This is a genomic window from Bdellovibrio bacteriovorus, from assembly GCF_001592735.1.
GTDB classification, from domain to species: domain Bacteria; phylum Bdellovibrionota; class Bdellovibrionia; order Bdellovibrionales; family Bdellovibrionaceae; genus Bdellovibrio; species Bdellovibrio bacteriovorus_D.
This window is the reverse complement of record NZ_LUKE01000003.1, coordinates 12,492-25,876: the sequence shown is the minus strand read 5'-3', so window position 1 is coordinate 25,876 and position 13,385 is coordinate 12,492. Positions and strand designations below refer to the sequence as shown.

Annotated in this window: 16 protein-coding genes; 4 read left to right on the top strand and 12 right to left on the bottom strand. The window is 44.8% G+C overall.

Annotation, left to right across the window (positions count from 1 at the left end):
- The first annotated feature begins 38 nt into the window (after nt 1–38).
- Nucleotides 39–779 (top strand): TIGR02147 family protein, encoded by a 741-nt coding sequence (locus AZI86_RS12555; protein WP_061835550.1) that lies wholly within the window; start codon nt 39–41, stop codon nt 777–779.
- Between the two features lie 3 nt (nt 780–782).
- Here AZI86_RS12555 and AZI86_RS12550 read toward each other — a convergent pair whose 3' ends face one another.
- The 7 genes from AZI86_RS12550 to AZI86_RS12520 form a co-directional block, all read right to left on the bottom strand.
- Nucleotides 783–1,529 carry a TIGR02147 family protein gene (locus AZI86_RS12550; RefSeq protein ID WP_061835549.1) on the bottom strand — a complete coding sequence of 249 codons (747 nt, stop codon included), beginning with the start codon at nt 1,527–1,529 and terminating at the stop codon, nt 783–785.
- Nucleotides 1,530–1,541: 12 nt separating this feature from the next.
- Nucleotides 1,542–2,414 (bottom strand): trypsin-like serine protease, encoded by an 873-nt coding sequence (locus AZI86_RS12545; RefSeq protein ID WP_061835548.1) that lies wholly within the window; start codon nt 2,412–2,414, stop codon nt 1,542–1,544.
- Between the two features lie 93 nt (nt 2,415–2,507).
- On the bottom strand, nt 2,508–3,401 hold the full coding sequence (locus AZI86_RS12540) for an aminoglycoside phosphotransferase family protein (RefSeq protein ID WP_157684704.1): 894 nt from the start codon (nt 3,399–3,401) through the stop codon (nt 2,508–2,510).
- A 217-nt stretch (nt 3,402–3,618) separates the two neighbouring features.
- The gene (locus tag AZI86_RS12535; RefSeq protein ID WP_081111915.1) at nt 3,619–4,431 is read right to left on the bottom strand and encodes a S1 family peptidase; all 813 of its coding nucleotides are present in this window, start codon (nt 4,429–4,431) and stop codon (nt 3,619–3,621) included.
- Nucleotides 4,432–4,445: 14 nt separating this feature from the next.
- Complete coding sequence (locus tag AZI86_RS12530) at nt 4,446–5,552, bottom strand: hypothetical protein (RefSeq protein WP_157684703.1); 1,107 nt, start codon at nt 5,550–5,552, stop codon at nt 4,446–4,448.
- Nucleotides 5,553–5,599: 47 nt separating this feature from the next.
- On the bottom strand, nt 5,600–5,995 hold the full coding sequence (locus AZI86_RS12525; RefSeq protein WP_061835544.1) for a hypothetical protein: 396 nt from the start codon (nt 5,993–5,995) through the stop codon (nt 5,600–5,602).
- A 17-nt stretch (nt 5,996–6,012) separates the two neighbouring features.
- Complete coding sequence (locus AZI86_RS12520) at nt 6,013–6,363, bottom strand: hypothetical protein (RefSeq protein WP_061835543.1); 351 nt, start codon at nt 6,361–6,363, stop codon at nt 6,013–6,015.
- Between the two features lie 119 nt (nt 6,364–6,482).
- Here AZI86_RS12520 and AZI86_RS12515 point away from each other — a divergent pair, with 119 nt between their 5' ends.
- On the top strand, nt 6,483–7,310 hold the full coding sequence (locus AZI86_RS12515) for a TIGR02147 family protein (RefSeq protein ID WP_061835542.1): 828 nt from the start codon (nt 6,483–6,485) through the stop codon (nt 7,308–7,310).
- Nucleotides 7,311–7,729: 419 nt separating this feature from the next.
- Nucleotides 7,730–7,993 (top strand): hypothetical protein, encoded by a 264-nt coding sequence (locus tag AZI86_RS12505; RefSeq protein WP_061835540.1) that lies wholly within the window; start codon nt 7,730–7,732, stop codon nt 7,991–7,993.
- Nucleotides 7,994–8,065: 72 nt separating this feature from the next.
- Here the strand turns inward: AZI86_RS12505 and AZI86_RS12500 are convergent, their stop codons facing one another.
- From AZI86_RS12500 to queA, 3 genes are read right to left on the bottom strand one after another with little or no spacing between them, the layout of a single operon-like run.
- Nucleotides 8,066–8,527, bottom strand: coding sequence for a hypothetical protein (locus AZI86_RS12500; protein ID WP_061835539.1), 462 nt, complete (start codon nt 8,525–8,527; stop codon nt 8,066–8,068).
- Between the two features lie 12 nt (nt 8,528–8,539).
- Nucleotides 8,540–9,658, bottom strand: a complete 1,119-nt coding sequence (gene tgt, locus AZI86_RS12495) for a tRNA guanosine(34) transglycosylase Tgt (protein WP_061836094.1) — start codon at nt 9,656–9,658, stop codon at nt 8,540–8,542.
- A gap of 14 nt (nt 9,659–9,672) precedes the next feature.
- On the bottom strand, nt 9,673–10,686 hold the full coding sequence (queA, locus tag AZI86_RS12490) for a tRNA preQ1(34) S-adenosylmethionine ribosyltransferase-isomerase QueA (protein WP_061835538.1): 1,014 nt from the start codon (nt 10,684–10,686) through the stop codon (nt 9,673–9,675).
- Between the two features lie 80 nt (nt 10,687–10,766).
- On the opposite strand from queA, the gene AZI86_RS12485 reads away from it, so the two are divergent.
- Nucleotides 10,767–11,639: a DMT family transporter gene (locus tag AZI86_RS12485; protein ID WP_061835537.1), complete on the top strand. Its 873-nt coding sequence runs from the start codon at nt 10,767–10,769 to the stop codon at nt 11,637–11,639.
- 46 nt (nt 11,640–11,685) lie between these two features.
- Here the strand turns inward: AZI86_RS12485 and AZI86_RS12480 are convergent, their stop codons facing one another.
- Together AZI86_RS12480 and AZI86_RS12475 are read right to left on the bottom strand one after the other, a co-directional pair.
- Nucleotides 11,686–12,990 (bottom strand): HipA domain-containing protein, encoded by a 1,305-nt coding sequence (locus AZI86_RS12480; RefSeq protein WP_061835536.1) that lies wholly within the window; start codon nt 12,988–12,990, stop codon nt 11,686–11,688.
- Nucleotides 12,984–13,232 carry a helix-turn-helix domain-containing protein gene (locus AZI86_RS12475; RefSeq protein WP_061835535.1) on the bottom strand — a complete coding sequence of 83 codons (249 nt, stop codon included), beginning with the start codon at nt 13,230–13,232 and terminating at the stop codon, nt 12,984–12,986. The genes AZI86_RS12480 and AZI86_RS12475 overlap by 7 nt, the downstream gene beginning before the upstream one ends.
- Nucleotides 13,233–13,385 lie beyond the last annotated feature (153 nt).

The window sequence follows — 13,385 nt, the reverse complement described above, 5'->3', positions numbered from 1 at the left end:
TGAGCTGAGAGCCTCCGGTTCCATATCATTTCTTCCAGGTGAGCAATTATATCGAACTTTTAAAAAATGAATATCAAGCCAGAAAATCGCAGAATAAGGCTTATTCTGAAAGGGCCTTTGCTCGCCAACTGGGACTTTCGGCAAGCTTTTTAAAAATGCTTTTCCAAGGCCAGCGCCATCTTAGCAAAATCCGGGCGGCTTCTGTGCTTAAACGTCTTCCGTGGGATGAAGAGCGTAAGAATCAATTTCTATCTTCCGTTTACGAACTGACATCGCAAACACAGAAACGTCCCCGCGGAAAAGCGATCCTGAATATGGAAAAGTGGTCCGAGCTCCCCTGGTATTATTTCGCGATAGTTGAGGCTTTTAAACTTCACGGGGGAAATAGAGCCCCACGCGAAGTGCAAAACAGTTTAGAAATTTCGGATCAAGATTTTCACACGGCTCTTGAGCAGCTGACCTTGTTAGGCCTTTTAAAGGCTCATGACCGCGGCTCCTATACGCCGGCAAAAAATTACGAAGTCGATCCCGCGCTGGGGCCCGCCTTAGAATCGTACCATCAACAATTGTTAGATCGTGCGAATAAAGCCCTTCAAACCACCCCCGCTTATTCCCGGGATTTTCGTGGCGTGACCCTGGCTTTTAATAAATCAAGGACGGTCGAAGCCAAGGCCTTTATCAAAAGATTTCATGAGGCCTTTGAAGATCACTTTCGCAGCGACGAGGCGGACGCCGTTTACCAACTGTCGACGTCTTTTTTTAGAATGGATAAAAAATAAAACTCAGAAGTCCTTTTTGTTCAGCTTAAAAAAACTTGTATGGAGCTGATAGATCGCATCCGCCTCTTTAGCGGAAAATCTTCGTTCAAACTCGCTGACACATTTATCTAAGAATTTTTTTGCCTCGCCTATGCGAGACTTTTCAATGGCTAACGTCAAGCCCCGGAAGTCTCGATTTTCAAATGTTTGAGCCTCGAGGGATTTGATGGCCAAAGTGAGCATTTGGCGATGATACCCACGAATGGCTTCAGAAGGCATCGAGGGCACCTCATAGGCCCCCAAATGACTAAAGAAACGTCCTTCTTTTACCACAAGCATATTTTTTTCAACTAGCAGCTTGAGGGTATTTTTAGTTTTTAACGGAGAGATCCCGATCACGGCTGAGATTTCTTGGCTCGTCACGCCTTGCTTGATCTTGACCAATTCCACGATCACAAAACAGCACCACTCCGACAAAGCAGAGATGTCGTCTTTTTTTAGAATCGCTTTGCCTTCTTTTTTTTTGGAAGCCGAGGCCACCGTGCGATAAAAGACCCTTAAAAATTCCTGCTGTTCGTTTTGTGAAATCTTAAGTTTTTTGGCCACCAATTTGGCCCGCGCTTCACTTAAGTGTTTTTTTTCTTGGAAAAGAGCTTTTAAGAAACTGGCCGACACCCCCAGATCCCGGGCAAAAGCGCGTTCTGAATAGGCGCGGTTTTGACGCTTGCGAGATCCGTATTCAAATTTCAGGATGTCGATATATGAAATCATGACTCTCGTTTGCTAAAGGCTGGGCGCCGTTTCTTTAGGAGCTTTGCCCTTCATCTTGGACTGTATCCACTCTAAAACATCTTTTCTATCAATCCGAGCAATATAAAATGCCGTGGGAGCTTCCCTCATCGCATCTTCAGCCGTGCCCGCCATAATACTTGAGACACCGACAACAGGCCCTGATTCGAAATTTTTTGCTGATTTATCTAATAGAAAAGCTCCCCCACCAGAATCTTTTTTGCAAGGACCTGCGGGTGCTTCGGTGATGGCGTCCTGGGGAGCGACCAAAACTTTATGAGACTTTACTGATGCCCGATTATAAAGTGCCCCCTTCATGGCTCCGGCAGAAAAGTCATCGCCACGTCGAGTGCAGCCCGCACCAAGAACCGCAAAACCAATCACGTCCGAAGGCATTTGATCCAAAAGATCAGGCCCCGGCAGCACGGCGGTTTCAACGGGGAGTTTTTGTTTAAGAAAAACAAGCCCCACATCGCTGACGGTGGGAGCGTCAGCGGCGACGTCCGCACTTTTCTGAGGATTCTTAAGCGCGATTTTCCAAGAAGGATGAACTTCGGTGCGGTCAATTTCTACGATGAAAGTTCGCTTGATATTTTTCTCATCCGGGCCATCGAAACTGTTAATAAGGATTTCACGGCCTTTGTGAAGAAGGGGGCCGAGCTCTCGGGATTCCTTATAGCTATAAACGCAGTGACCGGCCGTCAGAATTATGTGCGGCGCAATCATGGTCCCCGAGCAATCCCCTAAAAACACACCCGATTTAGCTCGGACCTGAGATCCACCGATCATCGCCGGATTTCTGACGGAAGAGCTTGTACAGCCAGAAATCAAAAGTCCTAAAATCGCTGCCATTACTTTTTTAGACATATAAGTTCCTCTTTCTAAAGAGTAACAAGTCGACAACAACCGTCAAGGCGGAATCGTGATATTCACGCCAAGAATAACTACTTGGTCGCTTCTTTAGAGCCCTTTGGCACTGAAGTTAGTATACCAGGAAGGACGAAGATTGCTAAAATCCTGGTGATCGTTAATCACCCGTTCCAGAATTTTCAGCATACTGGGCATTTCATCGGGACAAACTTGCCCCGTCCAAACTACCGAAGAAAAAACCGACATTGCCAAATAAAGAGAGTATAGAGACCAGAATTCATCGTTCGGTTCAGTTCCGCCAAAATAGCCGTGAATTTGACCCACAGAAAACGGCACACTCACCTCAGAACTGAATTGACCGACTTTGAGAAACTCATGAATCGGATCGCCCCAATCAAAGCGCCCAAAATCTATAATACCAGAAAGATCTTTACCATCAACAATCATATTTCTAATATGAAAATCATCATGCTGAAAGCGATTCGGCCGATCTTTCATAAGCGACATGTGATCTTCGATAAATCGCTCAATGACTCTGTCATGACTTACTCTAACATCTTGTTCCCAGTACTTTTTTATATATCGCTGATGCTTAGCGGATTTTCTCACGTCCCAAGCAGTTACCTTCAGTGGAGCCTCGCAACTGTTCACCTTGAAAAGTTCAACGCCCGCCTGAAATCCCAGATCGTATTGTTCACGATGGCTTAAGTACAGAACTGCCTTTTCCGCATCAGTTCCTTCCACATAACTTAGCACCATATAAGCCACTTGCCCGCTTTCATCCATCCCCAACTCAATGGGAGCTGAACACTTCACTTTGCGCGAAACCATCATTTTCAGGGCTTCAAACTCTTCAGATTTTCTAGGCAACTCCTCGGGCTTAAATGTCCGAAGCAATAATTTCTGATCGCCGATGCCGACAAGATATTTTTTATCCGAGGAGTAACCCTCAAGTATGGGTGTGACCCGCGAAAAGCCATTCACGGATTTAATTTTGTTTAAGAGAGAGGAAATATCCATCGTTCTTTCGCATCAACGAGTTCATTCCCCTGGATAAGCAACACCAATCGTGTCTCCGTCGCTAAGCCAGGATAGTAATCTTCAAATACATTTTTAGGATTATTCTTGGTATTTCATAGAATCCTCCGAACTCTAGGCATATCCAGTTCAAAGCCTGATGTCCAGTCTGATAAGATTCGCCTTACATTTCGGCGCCGGATCGCAGCTGTTCCGCGGCCTTATTAATCCACTGCAAATGTTGACCCACTGATTCCGCGTTCGCGGTGCTCCAGTCACAGTTTCCCCAAGAATGAATTCCGATGATAACCAATCGATCTCGCGAATTCGTGTAAAGGGGCCCCCCGGAATCGCCGGGACATCCGTAAGCTTTTCCATTTTCTTTTAATTGGATAGACGCTCCCGATTTATAGGAGGTCACGGTGGCGGCTCCAAACCGGAGAGTTCCAGCGTCTGATTTTTTATTTTTATCTTTGCTAGAAAAGGTGGTGCCATATCCAGCAATGACCACTTTCTGTTCACTGTATCGCACTTCCCTTGCAGGAAGGGAGGCTGGCCTGAACACAGCCGGAAATTTATCACCAAGATGAATAAGCGCAATATCATGGGTGGCTGATTTGCCGGCCATTCCCATCAATATTTTGTTAATTGAAAACTTGGGATGAGATCGATAGGCCTGGCCTAACTTGATGACTGATGTTCCTTTGTAACTTCCTTGAATCATAAATAAGCTCTCACCCACCACGCAGTGGGCGGCGGTGATAACTAAGTCTGCAGCTATCAGAGTTCCAGAGCAAATTCCTCCGGAAGAAGTTTGAATTAACACGGTTGAACTTGAGACGACGTCATTGGCGCTTGCAGGCTCTGCTCCGCGAACTACGGAACTTGACTGAAACTGAAAATTTTCAAACACGCCCGGATCTTGATAATCGGCATGGGCCGTGGTCGCGAGTGAAAATATCAAATTCACAAAGATTAAAAACATAGAGGTCTTCATGGGTACTCCCGGCTTTACTTTGGTTCAACATACGAAATACTATCAACTTCGATTTCTTCGGTGGTTGGACCATACAAAGAGGCATAACTGTCACTTTCTAAAAAATCATTGCAAGACTTAGTGCCTTTTACTTTCATGCGAAGAATGCGTCTGACTTGCAGGTCAAAAGCGTAGGTGTGTAAATAGTTTCCCCCACGCATATTTGAAAATCCACCTAGGAAAATCCGATAATCGGCCTCTTCGCCCGTGGCGGTGCACACTCCATTTTTAAACGACCCGTAATCCCACGTCGCTTCAATCTCCATCCGGCTTAACAGCACGACCTGCAGATCAAGTTCCGATTCTGGAATTATCAACGACCCTTCGCGATTGCGACCATCAATGGTATCGTCATTGATTTTTTTCAATAACTTACTTAAGTCTGATTGCGGATTTTTTACATCCGTTAAGAACTTTTTTATCACGGCTTTCTTCATGCGCTCCATATTCGGAAGAAGCATTAATGTCGGGGCGACCTTTTTACTGAAAACCGTCGAAATTTGATAACTGCGGTCATCAATCCCCGCAATACCAAGATGCTCATGGACCAGCAGACTGTACGCCGAGGGTGATCCTTCCGCCAACGAGGCACAAATAGCACTATCCAAAACAATAAGCTTGTAAGCGGGATAGTTGATGGCGTTCACGGGCTGCCCGCGCAGCTCAAGCTGCCCCCCTTGACGGTACTCAACACTTACTAGGCTTTTTTCAAAATTTTCGCGATGTCTTGAGTTAGCAAATGGAATTAAATACAGATTAGAACGGATGAACTTTACAGCGGTTGCAATTCCCTGGGCGCAAATATTTCCGCCGCCGCCAGAACCTGGACCCATCAGCGCATCAAGATTGAAGGTACTGGTTCGCACATTATCGTCAAACTGAATACGCCGTGAGTCCAAAAGAACGGGTAAATTCTTTAGCTCCATAGGCAGATCAGATTTAGTATATTTTGGATTCAGGTCGAAGACTTTTGATGTCTCATTTTGAGGCACCATTTTCGTCCCCTGTCCAGCAGTTGCTACCACTCCAAAATTTGTCACCACAATGAGGACCAAGAAGTTTTTAACGGTTCTGATAAACATGGCGATTCTCCTAGACACTTTCACTTCAAGATTTGAGCCGATGGCCATCACTGGCTGCAATTAACTCCTCGAAGGACCACATCGGCTTTTCCATAGGCTCTGGTCCTAAAAATACTTTTTAAGTTCTCAGTTTTTATAGAATCAATGACGCACTTTTCACATGGATATGATTTGCACTCTGCATAGCCGTCAGCGATAGCCTTGCCTGTACAAAGGTATTTCACGATCTCATTCATATCAGAAGGGTCGCCCGCCAAACTACATTCTTGAGTTTTCGAAAACTTTAATCCAGATACTAACGCCGGATAGGGACCTATCTGCTGGTGAGCTAATCCCTCATTATCATATGGATTCGGAAGATCTACGATCTGCGCGTGAGCATTAAGGGATAAAAAAATTCCTACGATAGTGAGCAGCAAGTTTTTATGGAATGATTGTTTCATAAAAGATCCTTCGTCCTTTAGGGAACATAGCGAACTTCAGTACAGATAAAACTGTCTTGGATTTTAGTTTCGTTTTCCAACTCCAACTCCAAAGCAATGCTAGTGGTGATCACTGTGGTGTATTCATCTTCAACGACTCGCGAAATTAATTTTTCTTCTGAAAGTGCGGTCGCTAACGCCTTGTATTCAATTCCTTTTACCCAGGCGCCAAAAACATCGGAAGCCGTGTCGCCATAGGACCCAGGTCCAGCGAAAAGCTGCAGTCGAATAGTATCACTTGCGTTGCTGCAGGTGCGATATTGCCTAGCACTCTCGGCAAAGGCGTTAAAGCAGAAAGACAAAGCAGCAAAAAAACAGATCAGTTTCATAAAAACTCCGAGGTTTATTGTTTCAATCTGGAACCCGAAAACACTTTTAACGCGTAGCCGCATATTAATCCATTTATATGATATTAAATTGTTAATACTTTCTTTATAATTTAGTAACAATGGCTAATATTTTTGAATTCCAGGATTATAAGGTCTATTTAAAAAAACTCGTAAAAGAGTCTAAATCTCGCGGATTTAGCACTCGCCTTGCGGAAGCCGCCGGCTGCCAGATCTCATATCTCTCAATCACCTTAAGCGGGAAGCCTCACCTGCTTCCCGAACACGTCTATGGCATTTCAGAACTGCTAGGCTTGCAGGATGAAGAGCGCGAGTACTTTTTGATGCTGCTTGATTATCAGCGAGCCAACACCCCCGCCTATCGAAACTTCGTCCTTAAGAAAATTCAGCAAAAGCAAGAGGCATGGAAGGATCTTAAAAACCGTGTGCAAGGAAAGGCTCTCGCCAATACCGAGCCCGATCCTCACCTTCAACATTATTACTCAAATTATCTTTATGCCGCTCTTCATATCGCCGTCAGCATTCCCAAACTTCAAACCTTGAGCGAATTAAGTAAGTACTTTGGTTTTCCCGAAAAGCTATTGCAGACCTATCTTCAACAACTTGCGCAGATGGGTTTAGTAGAAAATATTAAAAATAAATGGATATGGAAAAGTGGTGACCTTCATCTGCCGAAAGAATCTCCGTGGATGCAGCCCCATCACAACAACTGGCGCTTGCAGGCTCTTGCTGAGCTTCCCTTACGACGTCCTGAATCTCTGCATTATTCGGTTATTCAGTCATTAAGCCGGGAAGACCTCGAACGACTTCGCTTTCAGGTTGTTCGCTGGATTCAAGATTTCAAAACCATTTCAGGGCCGTCAAAACCAGAAGAACTGGTTTGTTTTAACCTCGATTTTTTTACTCTTTCAAAAACCGGAGATCAATAAAAGTCCCTCCGGCTTCATATCGCGAGAACAAGGGGCCGTTCTGCCAGCTAGTTGCGCGAAGCCTTAAAGTCGATAGCACATCCCCCGACGGAACGCTTTCCATCGATCTCAAAAGAAGCTGAAGCCGTCTTCGGAAGTACAAGAGATAAACCCCATATGTTGGACATCGGAGCCATATGGATTGGGCAAATCTTGCATAGAACCGATATCGGTATTACCGCCGTTTTCATCGAATATTCGAATTGGCGTCCCTTGCAAGAATAGCGAATTGAGCTAAGGCCATATGCTTTTTTATGGCGCCTTTACCACCGCATCGGTTCTGCGGCGCAAAAAAAAACCACGTCTAGAGATCATACTAGTAACCATCCATTTTTTGACATTGAAGCCCCCGCGGCTAGGATTAAGATCTAGGAGGATTTATGTCATTAAAAACTGTTTCGGTGTTTCTATCTTTATTTGTAGTGATCTCAGCGCAAGCCGGTGAATATGGGTACATTCAGCAGGGGAAAAAAGTCACGACACACAAAGATGGTGTTGCCGTTGAAGGTGCGACGAAGCCTGAAGATCGTCAACCCAGCTCTGTTCAAAAAGGTTATCCTTCGGACATTCTTTATTACCAAACGGATGGCTCGGTAACTTGTTATTTTATGAAAGACGGCGGACCTTTCTGCGTAAAGAAATAGTCTCACTCTAAAAATAAAAAAAGCGACCCGATCAGGTCGCTTTTTTTTGCCTCTGACTTTAATACTCAAGTACTAACGCAAGTCTTCGCAGCTGATGTTTTTACCAAACGGCAGACTTACAATGCTATAAGAAATCGGCTTGCGGTTTTGATCTAGCAAAATCTCCATGAATGAACCCACAGGGAAAGGCAAAAGACCTTGTCCGGCAGAGATTCTTGCAACCGCCCCTTTAGCGCGATCTTCCGGAACAACTTGATTCATTGTTTCATCGCCACTGACGACGCGAACTTTAGATTCGCCGTTCAAACTGACATAAAGCATGTAAGCCGGAAGATCTTTTTCCTCAAAAACACCCGCATCAAGGTCTTTTTGATTCAATTTCTTGATCTCAGCTTTATTCGTCACAACTTTAACGATTTCTAGCGTGCAGATTTTGTTTCCATCTAGACCGCGATAAAGACCTTCTTGAGGTAAAGGCGCGGCAAAGGTCGATGCGTGAGCCAGTAACAAACTAACAATTACCAATGCTTTCATAAAATCTCCTTATTAAGATTTTTCTTTTTTCGCAAAACGAGCCAGACAGAAGTTTTTGTATTCTTCCCAACGGCCTTCCGCGATCGCGGCGCGGGCTTTTTCCATCACCTTCATGTAAAAGTGAATATTGTGGATCGTGTTCAAGCGCGATCCCAGGATTTCACCACTTAAAAATAAATGCCGAAGATAAGCTTTTGAATAATTGCGGCAGGTATAGCAATCACACTCTGGATCCAGTGCTGAAGGATCTTCTTTGTATTCAGCGCGCTTAATGCTGACCTTGCCATTCCAAGTGTAAATGGTTCCGTTGCGCGCCACACGGGTTGGCATCACGCAGTCAAACATATCAATACCAGAATCAATCGCGATAATTAAATCTGTCGGTGTGCCCACGCCCATAAGATATCTCGGTTTATTCGCTGGCATTTTAGGGGCCACATGCGGCAGCAATTCATGCATCAAGTGAATCGGCTCACCGACACTGAATCCACCTAAAGCATAACCAGGCAAATCCACCGAACAAATTTGCTCCATGCTTTTAAGGCGGTGATTAAGACTTAAACCACCCTGCACGATTCCAAACAGCAAACTTTCTTTACGAGTCATGGCATCGCGTGAACGCAGCAACCAGCGATAAGTCAATGCCATGGATTTTTCAATCTGATCATCCGTCGCCGGGTATTGCAAACACTCATCAAAAGCCATGATGATGTCCGAGCCTAAATCCATTTGGATTTCCATACTCTTTTCAGGCGAAATAAAGTGTTTTGCGCCATCAAGGTGCGAACGGAACTCGACACCCTCTTCCGACATATTTCTTAATTGAGATAACGAGAAAACTTGGAAACCGCCCGAGTCAGTTAATATCGGCCCGTCCCAGTTCATAAATTTATGCAAGCCACCCATTTTCGCGATGGTTTTTTCACCCGGGCGCAAATGCAAGTGATAGGTGTTTCCTAAAACCACTTGCGTGCCACACTCTTTAAGTTCTTCCGGAGTCATAGCCTTGACCGTGGCTTTCGTACCGACGGCCATAAACACCGGGGTTTGCACCGGGCCGTGGGCCGTCATCAGTGTCGCACGACGAGCATTGCCTGCGGTTGCGTGGACTTTAAATTCGCCAAGGGCCATTGAGGGATTGTGTTTTACCGCGTCCAACAAGTGAGATCTCCATATGAAAAGAGCCGGAACTTTCGCTCAATCGCCCACTGATAGCAAGCTTTGACTGTGCCTAAAGAAGAAAATCCAGACACCAAAGCCAATAGGGTCGATTGGGGCTGATGGAAGTTCGTTAAAAGGCGGTCCACCACACGAAATTCATAGCCAGGCTGGATTAAAATCTTAGTGAACCCTTGAAAACCGGTTTCGGCGGACCCCTGCAAAACTCCCTGCCCGGCACTTTCCAACGACCGAGTGGTTGTGGTGCCTAAGGACCACACCTTATGCCCGGCTTTGCGGGCCGCCAGGATCGCCTGCCACGCGGAAGCTGAAATTTCCACGTATTCTTCGTGCATATCGTGTTGATCTAAATCTTCAGCCGTGACCGGCAAGAAAGTTCCTAAACCCACATGCAAGGTCACCTCTAAGATCTGCACACCTTTCGATTTAAGGCTTTGCATATCCTGATCCGTAAAGTGAAGACTGGCGGTGGGAGCGGCAAAACTGCCCGGCTTTTGAGCCCAAGCGGTTTGGTACCAAGACTCATCGGCATCCACGGTGTGACGCTGATCACGAGCTTTCTGAATGTAAGGAGGGAGTGGCAACTCGGCGACTTGTTGAAAGTACTCCTCGCCGACCTCTTGGCTCAGACGTACTTTTTGCGGGCGGCCTTTTTCGATCAAGGTCATTTGCACGCCTTGGGGCAAATTTAAAACGGCACCGATTTTTAATTTTTTCGAGGGAAATAGAACTTCCCAATCTGTGGCATTGATGTGTTTTAAAAATAAGATCTCTAAATCATCCGCAAACACGCGGCGTTTTAAAACCCGGGTGTTATTAACTACGAGCACATCGCCCGCGGGGATTTTTTGCAATAGATCTTGAAAGCTGATTTCTGCAGGCGTGCCATCTTTTTCAACCCACATCACACGCGACGGACGTTGAGGCTCCGTGGCAATCAATTCTTCAGGATAGGCGAAATCCAGATCGGTTATTTTCATAGGACGCCTTCATAACATAGATGCACAGCCCCGCACAGTTTTTTGTGGCTAAACTCACCATGAAATAGTCATACTCACTCATGGCCTTAGGTTCGTTATTACTTCTTTTATCCGCGTTTTTACATGCCAGCTGGAATGCCTTGGCAAAATCTGCCCGCGATAAAGAAAGTTACCTGTTTATCACCATGTTTTTCAGTGGTTTTTTAAGCCTGGCTTCGGTTTTAGTGGTTTTTCCTCCAGAACCCTTTTCCCACCCCGAAGTTTTTTGGTTTGCCGTGGCTTCGGGTGTCTTTGAGGGATTGTATTTATTTTCGCTCGCTAAAACTTTAAAGAGCTCTTCCCTGGGGGTTTCTTACGCCATCATGCGCGGGGGCGCGATGGTGGTGGTGTGGCTGATCTCGCTCAGTTTTTTAGGCGAGGTTGCGACCGTGGGAGAAATTTCCGGTGCTGCTTTAGTCCTTTTAGGCATTGTCGCGATGAATGCCGAAGCCTTCTTGCGAGTGATTAAAAAATCCTCGGTGACGGTCCACCCTTCACAGCTTTTAAGTGTTTGGCCTTTTTTAAGTGCGGTTTTTATCGCCGGTTATCATGTGTGCTATCACCAAGCTTTGGATCATGGCGCAGAGCCTCGGTCACTTTTTACTCTTTCTGTTTTTGTCTCGTTGCCTTTGGTTTTCTGGGGCGTGGCGACCCCACGTATTCAGAATACGCTGGCGACTTTGAAAAATGAAACCTCGTCGGTGCTGGCGACTTCCGTCATCTCGACATTGTCGTTTGTGATTTTTCTTTATGGGCTTAAGGCCTCAGCCCCGGGTTTCGCGATTTCGTTGCGCAATTCTTCGATCTTTTTTGCCTTGGTGTTTTCCTTCTTTTTAAAAGAAAACTTGAGCCGTGCCCAGATCATGGGTGCGACAGTGATCGCTTCCGGAGCAATCCTGCTGAGCATTTCCTAGTTACCTTAAATACTATCGTTGGCAAGTTTTTACCAATACGATACGACTAAAGACTTTTTGATATAGACTTGATCAGTGATGCTTGTTGAGAAAAATGTTCGATTCTTATTTTAATGCTGTCTTTGAGAGTGGCCATAAAGTTTGACTCCTCACTATTAAGATCAGAAATCACTATGTCATCGACATTCTTTAAAATTGCCGAACAGAGTTTTTTTAATTGGGTTGTGATCAACGCCGGCGGAAGATTCATTTCTTGAGCCATCTCAGCTAATTGGAAAGCACCAACGTCCCCTAAGTTAAATGCATCGCCAACTTTGAAGGCCATCTCTTGGTTAAAATCTGCATACATTGTCACGCTTACGAGATCATATGCCGGTGCAATTTCATATCCTTTTTGAGTTACAAAATAAGAAATATTTTTGCCGTGATTATCGACATTCCCGATAATTAGGTTAAACAATATCCATCGTAACAGTTGCAGTTGAGCTTTTGCGGGTACGCGGCATGACTGATTAAATTTGGATAAATTCTCTACATTGATAGGACTTAGGTAAGAATCTTTGTGCGGACCGACCGGAATCATCCGTTGGTATTTAAAACTTGGGGAAACATTTAAAGCCTGACATCCATCAATGACATGCATGCGCGCCACATGTTCATCAGATTTCCACCGACGGTCAAATCGTTCTACTTGAAGAACACGTTCGCCAAAATTAACAATTTCAACCTCGGCCACTGGCAACCCCACTGCTTTAGCAAGCTTCATGCAGAAGAATTCATTAAGCACAAGATTTTGACCCTTTTTACTGAACTTTAAAATATGCGTGGAGGCAAGCTTGCCTTCACCGAAACCGTATTCTCCTTGTTTAATGGTAATTCCAAGTTTTTCTTGAACTCCCGCCAAAGACAATCTGGGTTTACCATCCCACATCGCTATCGGTTTATTTGCTCGATTTAACACTCTTTCGGTGAGTTCTTCTTTTGAAATAGCTCGGAAGGACGTCGGGGGTGCGCTGTCCCCTGCAGTAAATGAAAATGCCCCCGTCGTGTCCTGACCCATTGCTTGAAGCAGACCAAAAATATTTGATTTTGAGATACGAAGCAGCTCTGCAAACTTTGTTAATCCATCCTCTTCCGGGAGAAGATTTTCTAAAAATTTTTTTATATTTTCTGCTGGAAATTCTGCAAATAACGGCAAATGTGGTGATAATGCAAATCCCTCTTTTAACCATGACGGGAGATAAAAAAGTTGGAATTTTTCAGAGACTAAATCAAAAGAGAGTTCCCCGACCTCTTTGCCTTCGTAAATAATACCTAAATGTGGCGGGATTCCGGATTTTGTATTTACCATGGCTTAACCACTATCTTAATTCCCAAACCGTTTAATACTTTAAATAGACTATCCACATTCACGCCAGCTTTCGCCGTTTCGATTTTTGAAAGGGTTTCGACGGAAACGCCGCACAGCTTAGCCGCATCATCGATTCGAATTCCCTCCTGGGTGCGCCTTGCTCTTACAAATTGGGCAATATCATTGGGGTTGTCTATATCTCGTTTTACCGGGGTGCTTATGGGCTTAATTGAGGCGGACATAGGGATCTCCATGTTTCTATTATTATAGAAATAATATCCCTTTCCTCGGGATTTTTCTATATATTTCTATTTTTATAGAAACTTAGTCTTAAAAACAAACATAAAGACCTTATATTTCTATTTTTATGGAAATATAAGCTACTCTCGTGGAAT

Bases quoted from the DNA above. Each gene is read 5' to 3' on its own strand.
- AZI86_RS12550 (WP_061835549.1), bottom strand. From the start codon at position 1,529: ATGATTTCATATATCGACATCCTGAAATTTGAATACGGATCTCGCAAG.
- AZI86_RS12545 (WP_061835548.1), bottom strand. From the start codon at position 2,414: ATGTCTAAAAAAGTAATGGCAGCGATTTTAGGACTTTTGATTTCTGGC.
- AZI86_RS12535 (WP_081111915.1), bottom strand. From the start codon at position 4,431: ATGAAGACCTCTATGTTTTTAATCTTTGTGAATTTGATATTTTCACTC.
- AZI86_RS12530 (WP_157684703.1), bottom strand. From the start codon at position 5,552: ATGTTTATCAGAACCGTTAAAAACTTCTTGGTCCTCATTGTGGTGACA.
- AZI86_RS12525 (WP_061835544.1), bottom strand. From the start codon at position 5,995: ATGAAACAATCATTCCATAAAAACTTGCTGCTCACTATCGTAGGAATT.
- AZI86_RS12520 (WP_061835543.1), bottom strand. From the start codon at position 6,363: ATGAAACTGATCTGTTTTTTTGCTGCTTTGTCTTTCTGCTTTAACGCC.
- AZI86_RS12515 (WP_061835542.1), top strand. From the start codon at position 6,483: ATGGCTAATATTTTTGAATTCCAGGATTATAAGGTCTATTTAAAAAAA.
- AZI86_RS12505 (WP_061835540.1), top strand. From the start codon at position 7,730: ATGTCATTAAAAACTGTTTCGGTGTTTCTATCTTTATTTGTAGTGATC.
- AZI86_RS12500 (WP_061835539.1), bottom strand. From the start codon at position 8,527: ATGAAAGCATTGGTAATTGTTAGTTTGTTACTGGCTCACGCATCGACC.
- tgt (WP_061836094.1), bottom strand. From the start codon at position 9,658: ATGGCCCTTGGCGAATTTAAAGTCCACGCAACCGCAGGCAATGCTCGT.
- queA (WP_061835538.1), bottom strand. From the start codon at position 10,686: ATGAAAATAACCGATCTGGATTTCGCCTATCCTGAAGAATTGATTGCC.
- AZI86_RS12485 (WP_061835537.1), top strand. From the start codon at position 10,767: ATGGCCTTAGGTTCGTTATTACTTCTTTTATCCGCGTTTTTACATGCC.
- AZI86_RS12480 (WP_061835536.1), bottom strand. From the start codon at position 12,990: ATGGTAAATACAAAATCCGGAATCCCGCCACATTTAGGTATTATTTAC.
- AZI86_RS12475 (WP_061835535.1), bottom strand. From the start codon at position 13,232: ATGTCCGCCTCAATTAAGCCCATAAGCACCCCGGTAAAACGAGATATA.